The sequence below is a fragment of the Pseudomonas fluorescens genome (assembly GCF_005938625.1).
GTDB classification, from domain to species: Bacteria; Pseudomonadota; Gammaproteobacteria; order Pseudomonadales; family Pseudomonadaceae; genus Aquipseudomonas; species Aquipseudomonas fluorescens_BD.
On record NZ_VCNJ01000100.1, the window covers coordinates 1 to 19,985 of the forward strand.

The window sequence follows — 19,985 nt, forward strand, 5'->3', positions numbered from 1 at the left end:
GTTAACTCGTCGGGCAGCTTGATCAGCCTTGTAAATCGAAAGCCCCTCACCCTAGCCCTCTCCCAAAGGGAGAGGGGACTGATTGGGGGTGGCTGAAGTTTTTCGCCGACCTGAACGGGCACTGCCGAATCCGGAGTTAACTCGGTTCGTGCTGTGCCGAATCCGGAGTTAACTCGGTTCGTGCTGTGCCGAATCCATAATCGACTCGGTTTTTCAGGTCGATGTAGCGCGCCAGACACCTCAGTCGGCCCCCTCTCCCTCTGGGAGAGGGCTGGGGTGAGGGGCGGCCTTCAAAGTCGATAGAACTTCCGGACACGCGCCAGCCTCATAGCTAACAAGCCCCCCATTTCTGGTAACGACATGGACCTTGTTATCGCCCGCCCCGAAGGTCTTTATTGTCCTGCGGGGGATTTCTATATTGACCCTTGGCGCCCCGTCGAGCGCTCGGTCATTACCCATGCCCACGGCGATCACGCCCGCACCGGCAACCAGCATTACCTCGCCAGCAGCGCCAGCGAAGGGATTTTGCGCGCGCGACTGGGGCAGGACATCAACCTGCAGACCCTCGCCTACGGCCAGCGCCTGACGCACCACGGTGTCACTTTGAGTTTTCACCCAGCCGGGCACGTTCTCGGCTCGGCGCAAGTACGTTTGGAATACGGTGGCGAAGTCTGGGTGGCATCAGGCGATTACAAGATCGAACCGGACGGCACTTGTGCCCCGTTCGAACCGGTGCGCTGTCACACCTTTATCACCGAATCGACCTTCGGCCTGCCGATCTACCGCTGGCAGCCACAGGCGCAGGTGTTCCGCGAGATCAATCAGTGGTGGGCGGCGAATATTGCCGCCGGCAAGGCCAGCGTGTTGTTCTGTTACTCGTTCGGCAAGGCCCAGCGGATTCTCCACGGCATCGATGAATCCCTCGGCCCGATCCTCAGCCACGGCGCAGTCGAGCCGCTGAACCGGGTCTATCGCGAGGCTGGCGTTTATCTGCCGCCCACGATCTACGCGGGAGACGTGAATAAAAGCGATCCGATCATGCGCCAGGCCTTGGTCATCGCCCCGCCCTCGGCCGGAGGCAGCACCTGGATGCGCCGCTTCGGCGAGTTCAGCGACGCATTTGCCAGCGGCTGGATGCGATTGCGCGGCACCCGACGGCGGCGCGGCGTCGATCGCGGATTCGTGCTCTCCGATCACGCCGACTGGCCCGGCCTGCTTTGGGCGATCGAGCAAACCGGCGCGGAACGGGTGATGGTCACCCACGGCTCGATTGGCGTGCTGGTGCGGCATCTGCGCGAACAGGGTCTGGATGCCCAGGGTTTCAACACTGAATACGGCGATGACGAAGAAGAAAACATCGCCGCCGAACCGACCATCGCCGAGATGCCCGCATGAAAGCATTCGCCGAGTTGTACGCCGAACTCGACGCAACCACGTCAAGCAACGCCAAACTGGCGGCAATGCAGGCCTACTTCGCCCAGGCGGAGCCGCATGACGCCGCGTGGGCGGTGTACTTCCTGTCCGGTGGCCGCCCCCGGCAACTGGTCCCGGTAAGAATCCTGCGCGAACTGGCTGTAGAGATTTCAGGCCTGGAGCCGTGGTTGTTCGAGGAAAGCTATCAAGCAGTCGGCGACCTCGCGGAAACCATTTCGCTGGTGCTCGCGGAAAACCCGCACAGCTCCGACGCCGGCCTTGCCGAATGGATCGAAGACAAACTGCTGCCGCTGCGCGGTGAAACCCCGGAGTTCCTGAGCCGACAACTGCCCGCCCTGTGGGCGCAACTGGATCGGTCGAGCCTGATGCTGTGCATCAAACTGATCACCGGCAGCTTCCGCGTCGGCGTGTCAAAATTGCTGGTCACCCGAGCCCTTGCCTCAATGGCTGGGCTGGACAGCAAGCGCGTGGCGCAGCGTCTGGTCGGTTACACCGATCTGTCCAACCGGCCGAGCGCCGCCAGTTACTTGAAACTGATCGCCCCTGAATCCAGCGATGAACATGCCCAGCGTGGCGGTCAGCCTTATCCGTTCTTCCTCGCCCATGCCTTGTCGCAACCGGTGGAAGAATTCGAAGCGCTGATCGGACCGGCCAGCAACTGGCAGATCGAATGGAAATGGGATGGCATCCGCGCACAAGTGGTCAAACGCGATGGCAAATTGTGGGTGTGGTCGCGCGGTGAGGAACTGGTCACCGAGCGCTTCCCCGAGCTAGATGTGCTGGTCCATGGGCTGCCCGATGGCACGGTAATCGACGGCGAAATCGTCGTGTGGAAAAGCACCCATCCCACCACCGAAGATGCCTTCGATCCGCAATCTAACGAACCACCGGCGGTGCAGCCGTTCGCCCTGTTGCAACAACGCATCGGCCGCAAAACCCTCGACAAGAAAATCCTCGAAGACGTACCGGTGGTAGTGCTCGCCTACGACTTGCTGGAATGGCAGGGCGAAGACTGGCGCAACCAGCCGCAGGCCAAACGCCGCGCGCAACTGGAAGAGGTCATCGCCCGTTGCAACAGCCCGGTGCTGCTGCCCTCACCGGTGCTGACCGGCAGCGACTGGTTCGACCTCGCCCGCCAGCGCGAGTCCTCTCGGCGCCTAGGCGTTGAAGGGATGATGCTCAAGGCCAGGGATTCGTTGTACGGGGTGGGCCGCACCAAGGACATGGGCGTGTGGTGGAAGTGGAAAGTCGACCCGTTCAGTGTCGATGCCGTGTTGATTTACGCGCAGCGCGGCCATGGTCGGCGGGCCAGTCTGTATAGCGATTACACCTTTGCCGTGTGGGACGGCCCGCCCGAGTCCAGCCAACGCGCGCTGGTGCCGTTTGCCAAGGCGTATTCGGGGCTGACCGATGCGGAAATGCGTCAGGTCGACAGCATTGTGCGCAAGACCACCGTGGAGAAATTCGGCCCGGTGAGCAGTGTGAAGCCGAGTCTGGTGTTTGAGCTGGGTTTCGAAGGAATCGCCCTGTCGCGGCGGCACAAAAGCGGGATTGCCGTGCGTTTTCCCCGGATGCTGCGCTGGCGTCAGGATAAAACCGTGGATGAAGCGGATAGCCTCGCCACCCTGCAAGACCTGCTGGCCTGACCCCTTTTCCCGGGACATTGATCGTTCCCACGCTCCGCGTGGGAATGCCTCAACGGACGCTCCGCGTTCGGCCTTGGAGGGGACGCGGAGCGTCCCGGGCTGCATTACCACGCAGAGCGTGGGAACGATCAGCGATCTGCTTGACTGTCCCCGACAAGCCACAAATCAGTGCACGCTTTCTGCCGCGCCCGTTTTCGTGCATTCATCCATTGATCTTGTAGCTCTCCTCACCTTTTAAAACACTTGTTCGGGACTCTGGTTCGGAAATTGCTACTTTCTATAGGTCGTACGCGTTCCAGTAACAATAATTCTGCGCCACAAGCGCTCATATTGGTTCTTAGGGATTGAATAATGAAAAAAGCATTGCTGACCCTTTCTGCACTGGCGTTGTGCATGGCCGCTGGCTCCGCGCTGGCCAAGGAATACAAAGAGCTGCGCTTTGGCGTTGACCCTTCGTACGCACCGTTCGAGTCGAAAGCGGCCGACGGCAGCCTGGTGGGCTTCGACATCGACCTGGGCAACGCGATCTGCGCCGAACTCAAGGTCAAGTGCAAGTGGGTCGAAAGTGACTTCGACGGCATGATTCCGGGCCTCAAGGCCAATAAATTCGACGGTGTGATTTCGTCGATGACCGTGACCCCGGCCCGCGAAAAAGTCATCGACTTCTCCAGCGAGCTGTTCTCCGGCCCGACCGCTTATGTGTCGAAAAAAGGCTCGGGTATCACCGCAGACGTCGCATCGCTGAAGGGTAAAACCGTTGGCTACGAGCAAGGCACCATTCAGGAAGCCTATGCCAAAGCCGTGCTGGACAAGGCCGGCGTGAAAACCCAGGCCTATCAGAACCAGGATCAGGTGTACTCCGACCTGACCTCCGGCCGTCTCGACGCTGGTATACAGGACATGCTGCAAGCCGAACTGGGCTTTTTGAAGTCGCCACAGGGCGCCGACTATGACGTTAGCAAGCCAGTCGACAACGAATTGCTGCCAGCCAAAACCGCTGTCGGTATTAAGAAAGGTAACACTGAGCTGAAGGCGCTTTTAGATAAAGGTATCAAAGCGTTACACGATGACGGCAAATACGCCGAGATTCAAAAGAAACACTTTGGCGATCTGAATCTGTACAGCGGCAAATAATGCCCCGGCGCCCATCCTCGATGGGCGCCTTTTCCATCCGCTCAGGTTGCTGATTTATGTTCGAAAACCTCTTACAAAATCTGGGGCTCGCAGCCTTCAGCCTCAAGGGTTTTGGCCCTTTGCTGTTGGAAGGCACCTGGATGACCATCAAATTATCGGCGTTGTCGCTGCTGGTGGCCGTGTTGCTCGGCCTGCTCGGCGCCAGTGCCAAGCTGTCAAAAGTCAAACTGGTGCGCCTGCCCGCTCAGCTCTACACCACGCTGATTCGCGGCGTGCCGGACCTGGTGCTGATGCTGCTGATTTTCTACAGCCTGCAAACCTGGTTGACGACCCTGACCGATCACATGGAGTGGGAATACATCGAAATCGACCCGTTCAGCGCTGGGGTGCTGACTCTGGGCTTCATTTATGGCGCGTATTTCACCGAAACCTTCCGTGGCGCGATCCTCGCTGTGCCGCGCGGTCAGGTCGAAGCTGCCACGGCGTATGGCCTCAAACGCGGCCAGCGCTTTCGCTTCGTGGTATTCCCGCAAATGATGCGTTTCGCCCTGCCGGGCATCGGCAACAACTGGATGGTGATGCTCAAGGCCACAGCGCTGGTGTCGATCATTGGTCTGGCCGATCTGGTCAAAGCCGCGCAGGACGCCGGTAAAAGCACTTATCAACTGTTCTACTTTCTGGTCCTCGCCGCATTGATTTATCTGCTGATCACCAGTGCCTCGAACTTCATCCTGCGCTGGCTCGAACGCCGCTACGCCGCCGGTGCCCGGGAGGCCGTACGATGATCGAACTCCTGCAGGAATACTGGCGCGCCTTCCTTTATACCGACGGCCAGAACATCACCGGGCTGGCAATGACGATGTGGCTGCTCAGCGCCTCGATCTTCATCGGTTTCCTTGTTTCGATCCCACTGTCGATCGCGCGGGTTTCGCCGCACTTCTACATTCGCTGGCCGGTGCAGTTTTACACCTACCTGTTCCGTGGCACGCCGCTGTATATCCAGTTGCTGATTTGCTACACCGGGATCTACAGCCTCGCCGCCGTGCGTGCGCAGCCGCTGCTCGACAGTTTCTTTCGCGATGCGATGAACTGCACGATCCTCGCTTTCGCCCTCAACACCTGCGCCTACACCACGGAGATTTTCGCCGGGGCGATCCGCAGCATGAACCACGGCGAAGTCGAAGCGGCCAAGGCTTATGGGCTGACCGGCTGGAAACTGTATGCCTACGTGATCATGCCTTCGGCGCTGCGCCGTTCGTTGCCGTATTACAGCAACGAAGTGATCCTGATGCTGCACTCGACCACAGTGGCTTTCACCGCGACCATCCCCGACATCCTGAAAGTAGCGCGGGACGCCAACTCGGCGACCTTTTTGACCTTTCAGTCGTTCGGCATCGCCGCGCTGATCTACCTGACCATAACCTTTGCGCTGGTCGGCCTGTTCCGCCTTGCCGAACGCCGATGGCTGGCCTTCCTCGGCCCGACTCACTAGGACAACTTTGCAAATGCGCCACCTGATCCATGACTTGCTGGCCCCACTGCCGGGGACCGCACGACAGATCCACAGCTTCCACTTCGGCCCGGAGCAGGCCAAGGGCAAGGTTTACATTCAGTCTTCGCTGCATGCCGACGAATTGCCGGGCATGCTCGTCGCCTGGCATCTCAAACAGCGTCTGGCCGAGCTGGAAGCGGCCGGGCGCCTGCGCAGCGAAATCGTGCTGGTGCCAGTGGCCAACCCGGTCGGCCTCGAACAAGTGCTGATGGACGTGCCCCTGGGACGCTACGAACTGGAGAGCGGGCAGAACTTCAACCGCTGGTTTGTCGACCTCAGTGAAGAGATCGGCAACGCCATCGAGGGCAAGCTCAATGACGATCCGCAGCACAACCTCGAACTGATCCGCACGCATCTGCGCAACGCCCTCGCCCGCCAGACGGCCAGCACGCAACTGCAATCCCAGCGTCTGACCCTGCAACGACTGGCCTGCGACGCGGATATGGTGCTCGACTTGCACTGCGACTTCGAATCAGTGGTGCACCTCTACACCACGCCCGAAGCGTGGCCGCAGGTCGAACCGCTGGCGCGCTACATCGAAGCCCAGGCGAGCCTGCTGGCCACTGATTCCGGCGGCCAGTCGTTCGACGAATGCTTCACCCTGCTGTGGTGGCAACTGAAAGAACGCTTCGGTGAACACTTCGAGATTCCGCTCGGCAGTTTCTCGGTGACCGTCGAGTTGCGCGGCCAGGGTGACGTCACCCATCCGCTGGCCAGCCGCGACTGCCAGGCGCTGATCGACTATCTGATCCAGTCCGATGCGATCGTCGGTGAGACCAAACCGCAGCCGCCATTGCCGTTCCCGGCCACGCCTCTCGCGGGAGTCGAACCGGTGACCACGCCGGTCGGCGGCTTGCTGGTGTACACCGCAACAGCAGGGCAAGTCCTGGAAGCCGGACAGCAGATTGCCGAAATCATCGACCCGATCAACGACCGGATCACCCCCATTCATTGCACCAGCGCCGGCGTGATGTACGCCCGCTCGCTGCGCCGCATGGCCACTGCCGGCATGGTTATCGCCCACGTCGCGGGCGCTGAAGCCTATCGCAGTGGCTACCTACTTTCGCCTTGAGGATGTTCGTCCCATGTACAAACTGACCGTTGAAGGCCTGCATAAAAGCTATGGCGACCATCAAGTGCTCAAAGGCGTGTCGCTCAAGGCCAAGACCGGCGACGTGATCAGCCTGATCGGCGCCAGTGGCTCGGGCAAAAGCACCTTTTTGCGCTGCATCAACTTTCTCGAACAACCCAACGACGGCGCCATGAGCCTTGATGGCCAGGCGATCCGCATGGTCACCGACCGCCACGGCATGCACGTCGCCGACGCCGATGAACTGCAACGTTTGCGCACGCGGCTGGCGATGGTGTTCCAGCATTTCAACCTGTGGAGTCACATGACCGTGCTGGAAAACATCACCATGGCCCCGCGCCGGGTGCTGGGTTGCAGCAAACAGGAAGCCGATGACCGTGCGCGGCGTTATCTGGACAAGGTCGGCTTGCCGGCGCGAGTGGCGGATCAATATCCGGCGTTTCTCTCTGGCGGGCAGCAACAGCGCGTGGCGATTGCCCGGGCGTTGGCGATGGAACCGGAGGTGATGTTGTTTGATGAGCCGACTTCGGCACTGGATCCGGAGTTGGTGGGGGAAGTGTTGAAGGTGATTCAAGGGCTTGCCGAGGAAGGTCGGACGATGATCATGGTGACCCATGAGATGAGCTTCGCCCGAAAAGTCTCCAGCCAGGTGCTGTTTCTGCACCAAGGTCTGGTGGAAGAAGAAGGTGCGCCCGAAGAAGTGCTGGGCAACCCTAAAAGCGAACGCCTGAAGCAATTCCTCAGCGGCAACCTCAAGTAGCCCACGTTCCCCTGTAGGAGCTGCCGAAGGCTGCGATCTTTTGATCTTGTTTTATAGAGATCAAGATCAAAAGATCGCAGCCTTCGGCAACTCCTACACGGTCACCCTGATTAAACCTTTCGCCAACTGATGTGGTCACTGGAAGAACACCTCCAGAGCGCACGCAGCCCGCATGGCGAAATCTCCCGACCACGCAAAAACCTGGTTCAGCGCCCGCGGCTGGAAGCCGTTCGCCTTTCAGAAGCAGGTGTGGGCGGCGGTCAAGAGCGGCGAATCCGGGCTGCTTCACGCCAGCACCGGTGCAGGTAAAACCTATGCAGTGTGGTTTGCCGCACTCAATCGTTTCGCTAAATCCTCTGTTGTTATTGAAACCTCACGCAAGCGCAAACCACCGGCCGAACCGCTGACCGTCCTGTGGATCACCCCCATGCGCGCCCTCGCCGCCGACACCGCGCGCGCCCTGCAAACGCCGGTCGATGACCTGCAGATCCCATGGAGCATCGGCTTGCGCACCGGTGACACCAGCAGCAGCGAACGAGCCCGGCAGAGCCGACGCCTGCCGACCACGCTGATCACCACGCCGGAAAGCCTGACACTGCTGCTCGCTCGTGCCGATGCGCAGGTGGCGCTGGCGAGTCTGCGCATGATCGTCGTCGATGAATGGCACGAACTGCTGGGCAACAAGCGCGGCGTGCAACTGCAACTGGCCCTGGCCCGCCTACGGCATTGGCAACCTGAGCTGATCGTCTGGGGCGTATCGGCCACCTTAGGTAATCAATCCCACGCCGAACAGGTACTGATCCCGCAGGGCGGTGGCGTCAGCATCCAGGGACAAAGCGAAAAAGCGCTGAAAGTCGACACCCTTCTCCCTCCGTCGATTGAGCGTTTTCCCTGGGCCGGGCACATCGGTCTGAAGATGTTGCCGCAGGTCGTTGCTGAACTGGAGGCCTGCGCCAGCACCCTGGTGTTCACCAACACCCGGGCACAGTCGGAAATCTGGTATCAGGCGCTGCTGGAGGCACGGCCGGACTGGGCCGGGTTGATCGCCTTGCATCACAGCTCATTGTCACGCGATACCCGTGACTGGGTAGAACAGGCATTGAAGGACGGCTATTTGAAAGCCGTGGTCTGCACCTCAAGCCTGGATCTGGGCGTGGACTTCCTGCCGGTCGAACGCGTGTTGCAAATCGGCTCGGCCAAAGGCGTCGCACGATTGATGCAACGCGCCGGGCGCTCCGGCCATGCTCCGGGGCGCACATCGCGGGTAACGCTGGTGCCGACGCACAGCCTTGAGTTGATCGAAGCCGCTGCCGCCCGCGATGCCGTCGAGCAACGGCGCATCGAACCACGCCAGTCACCGCACAAACCATTGGATGTGCTGGTCCAGCATTTGGTCAGCATGGCCCTTGGCGGCGGATTTTTACCCGATGAGTTGTACGAAGAAGTCCGTGGCGCCTGGGCTTATCGTGACCTGACACCCGCCGATTGGGCCTGGGCGCTGGCTTTCGTACGCCACGGCGGAATGTCTCTGACGGCTTATCCGGACTATCGCCGGGTCGAACCCGACGAGCACGGCATCTGGCGCGTACCGGATGCGCGATTGGCGCGGCGCCATCGCATGAGCATCGGCACCATCGTCAGCGACGCGAGCATCCATCTGAAATTCTGGAGCAAGGGTGGCGGTGGCAAGCAGTTGGGCAGTGTCGAGGAAGGCTTTATTGCGCGGCTCAAACCGGGCGACGGTTTTCTCTTTGCCGGGCGTTTGCTGGAGCTGGTGCGAGTGGAAAACATGACCGCTTACGTCAAACGCAGCACCGCGAAGAAAGCCGCCGTACCGCGCTGGAATGGCGGGCGGATGCCGCTTTCCAACGAATTGGCCGAGGCCGTGGTCAGGCGCTTCAGTGCGGCGGCGCAGAGCGAGTTTGTCGGCCCGGAAATGCAAGCCTTGCGACCGTTGCTGGAAACCCAGATGCGCTGGTCCGGGTTACCCACAACAGAAAATCTGTTAGCCGAACTACTGAAGTCCCGCGAGGGCTGGCACCTTTTCCTCTATCCGTTTGCCGGGCGCCAAGTGCATCTGGGCCTGGCGAGCCTGCTGGCCTGGCGCGTCAGTCAACGGCAGCCCGTGACGTTTTCCATCGCGGTGAACGATTACGGCCTGGAATTGCTCAGCGCTACGCCGATCGACTGGGCCGAGTATTTGAATACCGATCTCTTCAATGCTGATGATTTGTTAGCGGACGTTCTGGCCAGCCTGAATGCCGGCGAACTGGCGCTGCGGCGCTTTCGCGAGATCGCGCGGATTGCCGGGCTGGTCTTCGCCGGTTACCCCGGTGCGCCGAAAAGTACCCGCCAGGTGCAGGCGTCCAGCGGTTTGTTTTTCGAAGTGTTCAAACAATACGACGCTGACAACCTGTTGCTGGCCCAGGCCGGGGAAGAAGTCCTACGGGAAGAACTGGATATTCGTCGTCTGGAACAGACATTGGAGCAGATCAACGGGATGAAACTGGACGTGCATCAGCTCAAACGTCCTACGCCACTAGGGTTTCCGCTGCTGGTGGAACGCATGCGCGAAAGCATGAGTTCGGAAAAACTCGCTGACCGGATCAGACGGATGGTCGGTGATCTGGAGAATAGCGCCGACAAGGATAAATCCCCATGAATGCGGCCTACCCGGTGCGTCTGGCTGGTGAAGAGCTGTGGCTCTTGCCGGAGAAAGCCTTGTACTGGCCCGCGCAGCAGGTCTTGTTGATTGCCGATGTGCATTTCGGCAAAGCGGCGGCTTACCGCAGTCTTGGTCAACCGGTTCCACATGGCACCACGGCGAGCAATATTGCCGTGATTGATCGGCTGCTGACAAAGCTGCCCTGCCGCTTATTGATCTTTCTCGGGGATTTCCTGCACGGGCCCGGCTCTCATGCCCCGGGCACGCTGAGCGCGCTGGCGCAATGGCGTGCGCGTCACGCGGAGTTGCCGATGACGCTGATTCGCGGCAATCACGACAAACGCGCAGGTGATCCGCCTGAATCGTTGAATATCCGGGTGGTGCCGGAACCGCTGCTGCTCGGGCCATTCGCCTTGCAACATGAACCGGACCCGCATCCTGAAAGACACGTGCTGGCGGGTCATGTGCACCCGGTCTATCGGTTACATGGCAAGGGTCGGCAGAGCTTGCGCCTGGCGTGTTTCAGACTCGGCGAACGCCTGAGCCTGCTGCCGGCCTTTGGCGCCTTTACTGGGGGCTATCCGGTCGAGAAGAATGAAAGCTGCAGGATTTTTGTCATCGGCGACAACGAAATATGGCCAGTCAGCTGAAGTCTTTGCAGACTTCATCTGACTGGCCATTCGTTTTCAATGCAAATCAGGCAACCGGTGCCGGTGGCGGTTCGTCCGGCAGCGTCGGTTCGCCCGGCTCGGTGGGTTGTTCGTTGGGGGTATCGGGATCAGGCTGTCCGGGAATTCCGCCGGCCATGCTCAGCGCCGGATGCGCCAACAAGGACCAGGCCAATACGCCAATCTGATTGGGCTCGAGCCTTGCCAGTTCGGCGGTGATTTGCGGATCGATCTTCATAGGGCACTCCTCGGCGAAGGCCCGTTTTGCCGAAAGCAAAAACGGGCAGTACACCCCATAGAGTGTCTGCCCGCCAAAGAATTCCCGCGATCTGTCGGATGGACCGATCAGGTGCGCGGCAAAGTGACGCCGCGCTGGCCCTGATACTTGCCGCCACGATCCTTGTAGGACACTTCGCATTCCTCGTCGGATTCAAGGAAGAGCATCTGCGCCACGCCTTCGTTGGCGTAGATCTTCGCCGGCAGGTTGGTGGTGTTGGAGAACTCCAGCGTCACGTGACCTTCCCACTCAGGCTCGAGCGGCGTGACGTTAACGATGATGCCGCAACGCGCGTAGGTGCTTTTACCCAGGCAGATGGTCAGCACATTGCGTGGAATGCGGAAATATTCGACGGTGCTGGCCAGCGCGAACGAGTTCGGCGGAATGATGCAGACGTCGCTGTGGACGTCGACGAAGCTGCCCGGATCGAAGTTTTTCGGATCGACGATGGACGAGTTGATGTTGGTGAACACCTTGAAGTGATTGGTGCAACGTACATCGTAGCCATAGCTCGATACACCGTAGGAGATCACTCGGCTGTCATCGCTGCCGCGCATCTGGCGCTCGACGAACGGTTCGATCATGCCGTGTTCCTGCGCCATGCGGCGAATCCACTTGTCCGATTTGATGCTCATGGCGGGGTGTCCTGAATAGCGAGGTGGAAAAATTCTGTCCGGCATCTTACCGGGCGCGCCGCCGGGTTCAAAGTGCGCGGTGCAATTCTCGCCGAACACCCATGAAATACGGGCTTTGGCGACGAACCGTCACACCGCCGATCCCGAAAACAGAGAAACCTTCGCAAGAAGCATTGGCACTTCTCGGAAACTGGGTTAAGGTGGCGTCACTGTGTTGCTTGTGTCACTGAGAATCTCTACACGATATGTTGAATTTCGATCCAACCATCTACAAGAATTTTTCCTGCTCTTTGCACTCAGTCTCGGCCAGGGTTCTTCCTGAGTCGCAGTTATCTTTGTTCAAGGAGTTACACCATGTCTAATCGCCAAACCGGTACCGTTAAGTGGTTCAACGATGAAAAAGGCTTCGGCTTCATCACTCCACAATCCGGTGACGACCTGTTCGTTCACTTCAAAGCTATCCAATCCGACGGCTTCAAAAGCCTGAAAGAAGGCCAACAGGTTTCTTTCATCGCTACCCGCGGTCAGAAAGGCATGCAAGCTGAAGAAGTACAAGTTATCTAACTTGTAGCTTCTTTAGAAAAGAGCCCCGCCCTTAAAAGCGGGGCTTTTTTGTGGGCGTCTGTTTTTCAGCTCGCAAAAAAAGATCGCAGCCTTCGGCAGCTCCTACAGGATGTACATCAATCCTTTGTAGGAGCTGCCGAAGACTGCGATCTTTTGCTTGTGCGTTACCAGGCCACGCCAAAACCTGCGGTGTAACGGGTCTTGTTCAGATCCGCATCGTTGGTGCCGCTGATGATGTCGCGCTCAGCCTTGAGGTTGAGCGAGGCCCAATCGGTAACTTTGTAGCGCAAGCCCATTTCCGCATCCAGCGCATAATCGGCAACACCCGACAGCGGCTTGCCCACTTCACCGTTGGTGAAGAACTCGACTTTCTTGCCGATCAGGTAACGGTTGTAATCCCACTTCATGGCGACGGAATAGAAGTTGTCCTTGCTTCCATCGCGGTACTCATAGTCCGTGCGGTTGAGCAGCGAGCCCAGCGAGAACGCGCCCAACTCATCATCCCAGAACTGGTAGCCGGGACCGGTACCGACCACACGCTGACGCGACAACTCTTCGATGTGATCGCGCTTGTAGTTCAGACGGCCCTGCCAAAACCACTTATCGGTCAGGAAGCGGTCGAGTGCGTATTCAGCGCGCCAGTTGTCGGTGGTGGTTTCGTCGTCCTGCACTTCTCGGTTGTATTCGCCTTCGGCAGTGTGGCGCCAGCGCCCATGACGTGCAGTGGTCTTGAAGCCGACATCGTAGTCATCGGTGTCCTTCTCGGCGCGCTGATAGTCCAGTGCCAAGTCGACATTGCCCTTCCACACCAGATCCTCGACCACCGGTTTCGGCTTGAGAATCTGCTGAATGCTCGCCAGCTCGACGGTTTTCGGCGCTTCACCGTTGGCCAGGGTGACTTTGCCATCTTCGGCGGCGGTCAGCGACTTGGACACTTCACCGGTATAGGCGTCCTGCTTGACCAGCAAGTGCTGATCGCTGTCCAGGGTTTTGACCTCTTTCCAGTCAATGGTGACCGCACCGGCATATTTGGTCTGGATCAACAGCTTGCCGCCATCGAACACGGTGATGGTGCCGCTCAACTTGTCACCATTCTTCAACCAGACGGTGTCGGCAAGCAGGGGCGTGGACGCACTGAAAACAGCAAGGCACAGCAGGGATCTGGACAACATAAGCGAATCGAAGGCTCAAGTTTGCGGAAAAAGGTCGGCATTATCCGTAGGAATAAGACCCTGACAAGGACTGACCGGACTATTTCTAATGAGTTCATTTCTCAACGGCGCGAACACCGATTACTCTGAAAGCCATCAAACTGTTCATGCTCAGGAACCGCGTACGTGAAAGACCCGCTCGACAGCGTCGAAAACGATGCGCAAATCCGACGCACGGCGCTCTACTCGACGCTCGCCCAAGTGCCCGAAGGCAAAGTCGTCAGCTATGGTCAGTTAGCCGAGCTGGCCGGGTTGGGGCGCGCCGCCCGCTGGGTCGGCCGCACCTTGAGTCAGTTACCCGGCGATACCAAGCTGCCCTGGCACCGAGTGCTGGGTGCCGGCGGTCGGATCAGCCTGCCGGTGGGGAGCCCGTCGGGCGATGAACAACGGGCACGATTGCGCATGGAAGGCATCACCGTCCTGAACAATCGTGTGGATATTCAGCGCCATGGCTGGCGTCCGGTAGAGCACAGCGGTTAGAGTGCGCGCTTTGTTTTCGCAATCTTGAGGCAGACTTCAGCCCATGCCCCGTAAAACCTGGCGCGCCGCGCTAGCCGCTTATGCCAGTCCTTCGACGCTCGTGCTGTTGTTGCTGGGTTTCGCCGCCGGCCTGCCGTACATGCTGGTGTTCTCTACGCTTTCCGTCTGGCTGCGTGAAGCCGGTGTCGCCCGTGAAACCATCGGCTACGCCAGTCTGATCGGCCTGGCTTATGCGTTCAAATGGGTCTGGTCCCCGCTGCTCGACCAATGGCGTCTGCCGTTGCTGGGCAAGCTTGGCCGACGCCGTTCGTGGCTGGTGCTCTCGCAGGCGCTGGTGATTCTCGGCCTGATCGGCATGGGTTTCTGTGATCCGCAGAAGCACTTGTCCTGGTTGATCGCCATTGCCGTTGTCGTTGCCTTTGCCTCCGCCACCCAAGATATTGCGGTGGACGCCTATCGCCTGGAAATCGCCGAAGACAATCGCCAGGCCGCCCTCGCCGCCAGTTATATGTCGGGTTATCGCGTGGCCGCGCTGCTGGCGACTGCCGGTGCGTTGTTCTTCGCTGAGGGCTTCGGCTCCACGGGCTTCAACTATCAGCATTCGGCCTGGGCCGGCACTTACGCACTGTTCGGTGCATTGATGATTCCCGCGTTGCTGACCACGCTGTTCATGCGCGAGCCGCCGGTTCCGCTACGCACGCAGTTGCAGGCCGGGCGTTACACCTTCATGCATCAACTGATGTCGGTGTTTGTGCTGATCGTCTTGCTGGTCTCGGTACCGGCGATGTTCACCCAGCTCTACAACACCGATTTCGCCAGCGTGCTGTTCGGCGGCATGAGCCCACTCGATCTGCTGCTCGAAGACCGCGCCTTCCTGCGCGCCATTCTCTATACGCTGCTCACCGGCCTGTGTCTGTCGACCATGGGTCGTCGCGGCCTCGCGCCGGTGCTGACGCCGGTCAACGACTTCATTCTGCGTTACCGCTGGCAGGCGTTTCTGTTACTGGGTCTGATCGCCACCTATCGGATGTCGGACACGGTGATGGGCGTCATGGCCAACGTGTTCTATATCGATCAGGGTTTTACCAAGGATCAGATAGCCAGCGTCAGCAAGATCTTCGGCCTGATCATGACGCTGGTTGGCGCCGGCATGGGCGGTCTGCTGATCGTGCGCTTCGGCATTCTGCCGATTCTGTTTATCGGTGGTGCGGCCTCGGCCGCCACCAACCTGCTGTTCGTCATGCTCGCCGACATGGGCCCGAACCTGCAGATGCTGGTGGTGACGATCTCCCTCGACAACTTCAGCTCGGGCCTGGCGACGTCGGCGTTCGTTGCCTATCTGTCGAGCCTGACCAACCTCAAGTTCTCGGCCACGCAATACGCTCTGCTCAGCTCGATCATGCTATTGCTGCCGCGCCTGATGGGCGGGTATTCCGGGGTCCTGGTCGAAAAGTTCGGTTACCACAGCTTTTTCCTGATCACCGCCCTGCTCGGCGTGCCGACGCTGGTGCTGATCGCCCTGCACTGGTTCCAGGAAAGCCGCCGCGAAGGCCCGACGCCAACGCCCGAGCCTTTGCCGACGCCGGTCACAGAAGAATCGTAAGACGTTTCGGCAACGGCGGGAGGAATCCCGCCGTCGTGCCTTCCCACTGACCTCACGCCTGTACGTCGGCAAAACTCGCCGGTACACTGCGGAGTCATTTCCAGTCATAGCAACCGACAACGGCCAACCATGCGCACCAGTCAATTTTTGCTCGCCACACAGAAAGAAACGCCTTCCGACGCGGTCGTGATCAGCCATCAGCTGATGCTGCGCGCCGGCATGATCCGCAAACTCGCCTCGGGCCTGTACACCTGGCTGCCCATGGGCCTGCGAGTCATGCGCAAGGTTGAAGCCATCGTTCGTGAAGAGATGAACGCCGCCGGCTCTCTGGAAGTGTTGATGCCGAGCACCCAACCGGCCGAGCTGTGGCAGGAATCGGGGCGCTGGGAAGAATACGGCCCTGAGCTGCTGCGCATCAAAGACCGCCACGGTCGCGACTTCTGCGCGGGCCCGACCCACGAAGAAGTGATCACCGATCTGATGCGCAACGAGTTGAGCAGCTACAAACAGCTGCCGATCAACCTGTACCAGATCCAGACCAAATTCCGTGACGAAATCCGCCCACGCTTCGGTTTGATGCGCGGCCGCGAATTCATCATGAAGGACTCGTACTCCTTCCACGCGGATCAGGCGTCGTTGCAGATCACCTACGACCGCATGCATGAAGCGTACTGCAACATCTTCACGCGCCTGGGTCTGAAATTCCGTCCGGTTGAAGCCGACAACGGTTCGATCGGTGGCGCCGGTTCCCACGAATTCCACGTACTGGCCGAGTCCGGCGAAGACGACATCGTCTTCAGCAACGGCTCCGACTACGCGGCGAATATCGAAAAAGCCGAAGCCGTGCCACGCGAAACCTCGCGCGCTGCTGCGACTGAAGAGCTGCGTCTGGTCGATACGCCAGACACCAAAACCATCGCGGCGCTGGTGGAAAAATTCAATCTGCCGATTGAGAAGACCATCAAGACCCTGATCGTGCGCGCCGAAGAAGAAGGCAAGCTGATCGCGCTGGTGATTCGTGGCGACCACGAACTCAACGAAATCAAGGCTGCCCAGCAACCAGGCGTTGCCAACCCTCTGGTCATGGCCACCGACGCCGAACTGCGTGACGCCATTGGCGCTGGCGCAGGTTCCCTCGGCCCGCTGAACCTGCCGCTGCCAATCATCATCGACCGTTCGGTCGAGCTGATGAGCGACTTCGGTATCGGCGCGAACATCGACGACAAGCACTACTTCGGCGTGAACTGGGAGCGTGATCTGCCGGTTCCGACCGTCGCAGACCTGCGTAACGTGGTTGCCGGTGACCCAAGCCCTGACGGCAAAGGCACCCTGGAAATCAAACGCGGCATCGAAGTCGGGCACATCTTCCAGCTGGGCAACAAGTACAGCAAGGCGATGAAGTGCGAAGTGCTGGGCGAGAACGGCAAGCCAGTGACCCTGGAAATGGGTTGCTACGGCATCGGCGTATCCCGCGTGGTGGCTGCGGCCATCGAACAGAACAACGACGAAAACGGCATCATCTGGAGCGATACCCTGGCGCCGTTCCAGATCGCTCTGGTACCGCTGCGCTATGAAACCGAGCAGGTACGCGAAGCCACCGACAAGCTGTACGCCGAACTGACGGCCGCCGGCTTCGAAGTGCTGCTGGATGATCGCGACAAGAAAACCAGCCCGGGCATCAAGTTCGCGGACATGGAGCTGATCGGCATTCCTCACCGGATCGTGGTCAGCGACCGCGGCCTCGCCGAAGGCAACCTGGAATACAAGAGCCGCACCGAAGGCGAAGCGCAAGCACTGCCAGTGGCCGACGTATTGTCTTTCCTGCAGGCCCGTATCCGCCGCTGAAACCAGATAGAGACGTCATGTTCAAGCGAAACACCTTAGGCCTCGGTGGCACCGCCCTGTGCGGTGCCCTGCTGGTCAGCGGCTGTGCCAATCACATGTCACAACGCAGCGAGCACGAAGAGCGGGTCGAGCGAAAGCTGCTCGACCATAGCCTGCAGATCGATGTCGGTGAGCCTAAGGAGCTTGAGCTGCCGCAGCGACGCGTGAAGATCAACGAGCAGAAGACTTTTGAAGTCACCGAGTTCGAAGTGACACGTCGCTACGATCGCTATACGCCCTACCAGCCTTGGCGGGAGGTCTACGAGATTCCGCTGGGCGCGGTGGCCGTAGTCGGTGGCGTCGGCGCCAACGTAGTCAATGTGTTCGCCCTCGGCAACCTGCCGGACAGCGTCACCAAGGACTGGCTGAGCTACGGTTTCGCCGGGCTCAACCCGTTCATGAACGTGCAGTCCAACGGTCGTGCGCAACAGAATCTGGCCGGTATAGATGAAGTCCAGCGCGACAAGCGCACGGAGTATTCGAGCCTGCCGTGGAGCGAGCGGCCGGTGCAGGTCAAGGCTGGCAAGCAGACCTTCGACATGACCACCGACCGCAATGGTGTACTGCGTCTGAACCTGCTCGACAGTCCGTTTGCCGAAAATGACCTCAATCATGTCGGCAAATTGCAGATCAGCGTCGAAGACGCCAAGGATGACGTGCATTCTGACTCATCGCTGATGATCAGCAGTCATCTGCGTGGCAAGTTGCTGGAAGCACACGGGCTGATTTACGACGATCTGGAAGACGACGAAGTGAGCCAGTGGGTGCACCGGGTCAAACGCCTGTCGGAACTGGGTCTGGAAGAAGAAGCCAGCGAACTGGAACAAAGCCTGATCGAACTGACGCGTAACGATCCTGAGTTGCAGACTGAGTTTCTCAAGTCTTTGACCAAGGATGCCGGGCGTCTGGTGGCGGATCCGGGACCGAATTAAGGCCCCATAAAAGATCGCAGCCTTCGACAGCTCCTACATTGGAACGCGTTTCCCTGTAGGAGCTGCCGCAGGCTGCGATCTTTTGCTTTTAAGATCTACCGCTCAAACAACTCCATCTGCTCAAACCCGCCGCGCAAATCCTCCAGCCGCACCCCAACCCCCAACAACCGCACCGGTTTCCCGCCGCGATTGAACGCCTGCGTCAGCATCAACTGATAGCTGCCAAGATCCCGCCCTGCCCCGGCCTGCTCAAGCGTCGTCTGGGTAAAGTCATGAAACTTCACTTTGACGAACGGCTTGCCCGGTCGATAACTGCTGTCGATCCGTGCCATACGGGTTTTCAGGGTTTCCAGCAGCTCTGGCAGTTTGTCGAGGCAACTGCGTAGATCCGGCAGATCAACATCGTAGGTATTTTCCACGCTGATCGACTGACGCCGACTGTCGTTGTGCACCAGCCGGTCATCGATCCCACGGGCGAGACTCCACAGTCGCTCGCCAAAACTGCCGAACTCTCGCACCAGCGCCAGTTTGTCCCACTCGCGCAACTGCGAGCAGTCAACGATGCCGAGCTTGCCCAGCTTATCGGCCGTGACCTTGCCGACACCGTGTAATTTGCTCACTGGTAAACCACTGACAAAGTCTTCGACCTGGTCCGGCGTGATCACAAACAAACCGTTGGGCTTTTTCCAGTCGCTGGCGATTTTGGCCAGAAACTTGTTCGGCGCCACACCCGCAGACACGGTGATGTGCAATTGATTGGAGACCCGGCGACGGATGTCCTGAGCGATGCGCGTGGCACTGCCGCCAAAATGCGCACTATCGGATACGTCGAGATAGGCCTCATCCAGCGACAGCGGTTCGATCAGGTCGGTGTAATCACTGAAGATCGTATGTATTTCTTTCGACGCTTCGCGATAGGCGTCCATGCGTGGCTTGACGATGGTCAGATCCGGACAGAGCTTCAAGGCGTGCCCTGAGGCCATCGCCGAACGCACGCCGTAGGCCCGCGCTTCATAGTTGCAGGTAGCAATCACCCCACGCCGATCAGCCGAGCCACCGACCGCCAACGGTTTGCCGGCGAGGCGCGGGTCATCGCGCATCTCGATGGCGGCGTAAAAGCAATCGCAGTCGATGTGGATGATTTTTCGCTGAGTCATGTCAGAAAAGGGAATGTGGCAAGCCGGATCGGCAGTATCTCACTGACACCTGTATATAGCACCAGTGGTATGAATGTTCTTTCCAAGCGGTAGGAAATGTCCTTTGAATTTATTTTATCAATCGACAAGCGGCCTCCAATAGAGCTGAAAGCCTTGCTCCGCCTGCCCTGCAGCGTGAAAAACACCCGATAAAAAACGCTAACCGATTGAACCTCAACAGATTTTATCCAGATTGCGGGTTGACACCCCGGCGTTCCTCTGTAGAATGCCGACACACAGACGCGGGATGGAGC

The 19,985-nt window shown here is 59.3% G+C and carries 19 protein-coding genes; 14 read left to right on the forward strand and 5 right to left on the reverse strand.

Features of this window, described 5'->3' with window-relative positions:
• Nucleotides 1–360: 360 nt before the first annotated feature.
• The 9 genes from FGA82_RS30685 (at nt 361) to pdeM (ending at nt 10,931) form a co-directional block, all read left to right on the forward strand.
• Entirely contained in the window at nt 361–1,395 is a 1,035-nt protein-coding gene (locus FGA82_RS30685) for a ligase-associated DNA damage response exonuclease (RefSeq protein WP_141129999.1), read from the forward strand.
• Entirely contained in the window at nt 1,392–3,080 is a 1,689-nt protein-coding gene (locus tag FGA82_RS30690) for an ATP-dependent DNA ligase (protein ID WP_141130000.1), read from the forward strand. Before FGA82_RS30685 ends, FGA82_RS30690 begins: the two co-directional genes overlap by 4 nt.
• A 351-nt stretch (nt 3,081–3,431) precedes the next feature.
• On the forward strand, nt 3,432–4,214 hold the full coding sequence (locus tag FGA82_RS30695) for a transporter substrate-binding domain-containing protein (protein WP_008083900.1): 783 nt from the start codon (nt 3,432–3,434) through the stop codon (nt 4,212–4,214).
• A 56-nt stretch (nt 4,215–4,270) separates the two neighbouring features.
• Nucleotides 4,271–4,999, forward strand: coding sequence for an ABC transporter permease (locus FGA82_RS30700; RefSeq protein WP_141130001.1), 729 nt, complete (start codon nt 4,271–4,273; stop codon nt 4,997–4,999).
• Nucleotides 4,996–5,706 carry an ABC transporter permease gene (locus FGA82_RS30705; protein WP_034154960.1) on the forward strand — a complete coding sequence of 237 codons (711 nt, stop codon included), beginning with the start codon at nt 4,996–4,998 and terminating at the stop codon, nt 5,704–5,706. The genes FGA82_RS30700 and FGA82_RS30705 overlap by 4 nt, the downstream gene beginning before the upstream one ends.
• A gap of 13 nt (nt 5,707–5,719) precedes the next feature.
• On the forward strand, nt 5,720–6,838 hold the full coding sequence (locus FGA82_RS30710; protein ID WP_141130002.1) for a succinylglutamate desuccinylase/aspartoacylase family protein: 1,119 nt from the start codon (nt 5,720–5,722) through the stop codon (nt 6,836–6,838).
• Nucleotides 6,839–6,851: 13 nt separating this feature from the next.
• A complete protein-coding gene (locus FGA82_RS30715) occupies nt 6,852–7,616 on the forward strand; it encodes an ABC transporter ATP-binding protein (RefSeq protein ID WP_007918612.1) in 765 nt (254 codons plus the stop codon).
• Between the two features lie 172 nt (nt 7,617–7,788).
• Complete coding sequence (locus FGA82_RS30720; RefSeq protein WP_141130003.1) at nt 7,789–10,278, forward strand: ligase-associated DNA damage response DEXH box helicase; 2,490 nt, start codon at nt 7,789–7,791, stop codon at nt 10,276–10,278.
• Nucleotides 10,275–10,931 carry a ligase-associated DNA damage response endonuclease PdeM gene (gene pdeM / locus FGA82_RS30725; protein WP_141130004.1) on the forward strand — a complete coding sequence of 219 codons (657 nt, stop codon included), beginning with the start codon at nt 10,275–10,277 and terminating at the stop codon, nt 10,929–10,931. Before FGA82_RS30720 ends, pdeM begins: the two co-directional genes overlap by 4 nt.
• A gap of 46 nt (nt 10,932–10,977) precedes the next feature.
• On the opposite strand, the gene FGA82_RS30730 is transcribed toward pdeM, so the two are convergent.
• Together FGA82_RS30730 and dcd are read right to left on the reverse strand one after the other, a co-directional pair.
• Nucleotides 10,978–11,187 (reverse strand): hypothetical protein, encoded by a 210-nt coding sequence (locus FGA82_RS30730; RefSeq protein WP_095119221.1) that lies wholly within the window; start codon nt 11,185–11,187, stop codon nt 10,978–10,980.
• Between the two features lie 107 nt (nt 11,188–11,294).
• Nucleotides 11,295–11,861: a dCTP deaminase gene (dcd, locus tag FGA82_RS30735; RefSeq protein ID WP_007918616.1), complete on the reverse strand. Its 567-nt coding sequence runs from the start codon at nt 11,859–11,861 to the stop codon at nt 11,295–11,297.
• Between the two features lie 354 nt (nt 11,862–12,215).
• Here dcd and FGA82_RS30740 point away from each other — a divergent pair, with 354 nt between their 5' ends.
• Nucleotides 12,216–12,425 (forward strand): cold-shock protein, encoded by a 210-nt coding sequence (locus tag FGA82_RS30740; RefSeq protein ID WP_002554837.1) that lies wholly within the window; start codon nt 12,216–12,218, stop codon nt 12,423–12,425.
• 164 nt (nt 12,426–12,589) lie between these two features.
• On the opposite strand, the gene FGA82_RS30745 is transcribed toward FGA82_RS30740, so the two are convergent.
• Nucleotides 12,590–13,597, reverse strand: a complete 1,008-nt coding sequence (locus tag FGA82_RS30745) for a DUF481 domain-containing protein (protein ID WP_141130005.1) — start codon at nt 13,595–13,597, stop codon at nt 12,590–12,592.
• Between the two features lie 165 nt (nt 13,598–13,762).
• Here FGA82_RS30745 and FGA82_RS30750 point away from each other — a divergent pair, with 165 nt between their 5' ends.
• The 4 genes from FGA82_RS30750 (at nt 13,763) to FGA82_RS30765 (ending at nt 18,535) form a co-directional block, all read left to right on the forward strand.
• A complete protein-coding gene (locus tag FGA82_RS30750; protein ID WP_016985281.1) occupies nt 13,763–14,116 on the forward strand; it encodes an MGMT family protein in 354 nt (117 codons plus the stop codon).
• A gap of 43 nt (nt 14,117–14,159) precedes the next feature.
• Complete coding sequence (locus tag FGA82_RS30755) at nt 14,160–15,719, forward strand: AmpG family muropeptide MFS transporter (RefSeq protein WP_141130006.1); 1,560 nt, start codon at nt 14,160–14,162, stop codon at nt 15,717–15,719.
• 129 nt (nt 15,720–15,848) lie between these two features.
• A complete protein-coding gene (locus tag FGA82_RS30760) occupies nt 15,849–17,564 on the forward strand; it encodes a proline--tRNA ligase (protein ID WP_077571385.1) in 1,716 nt (571 codons plus the stop codon).
• Nucleotides 17,565–17,581: 17 nt separating this feature from the next.
• Entirely contained in the window at nt 17,582–18,535 is a 954-nt protein-coding gene (locus tag FGA82_RS30765; protein ID WP_077571384.1) for a hypothetical protein, read from the forward strand.
• Nucleotides 18,536–18,630: 95 nt separating this feature from the next.
• Here FGA82_RS30765 and dinB read toward each other — a convergent pair whose 3' ends face one another.
• Both dinB and FGA82_RS32350 read right to left on the reverse strand, forming a co-directional pair.
• Entirely contained in the window at nt 18,631–19,692 is a 1,062-nt protein-coding gene (gene dinB / locus FGA82_RS30770; RefSeq protein ID WP_077571383.1) for a DNA polymerase IV, read from the reverse strand.
• Nucleotides 19,689–19,985 (reverse strand): hypothetical protein (locus FGA82_RS32350; RefSeq protein ID WP_212760561.1); only part of this gene is annotated, 297 nt, incomplete at its 5' end. The genes FGA82_RS32350 and dinB, both read right to left, overlap by 4 nt.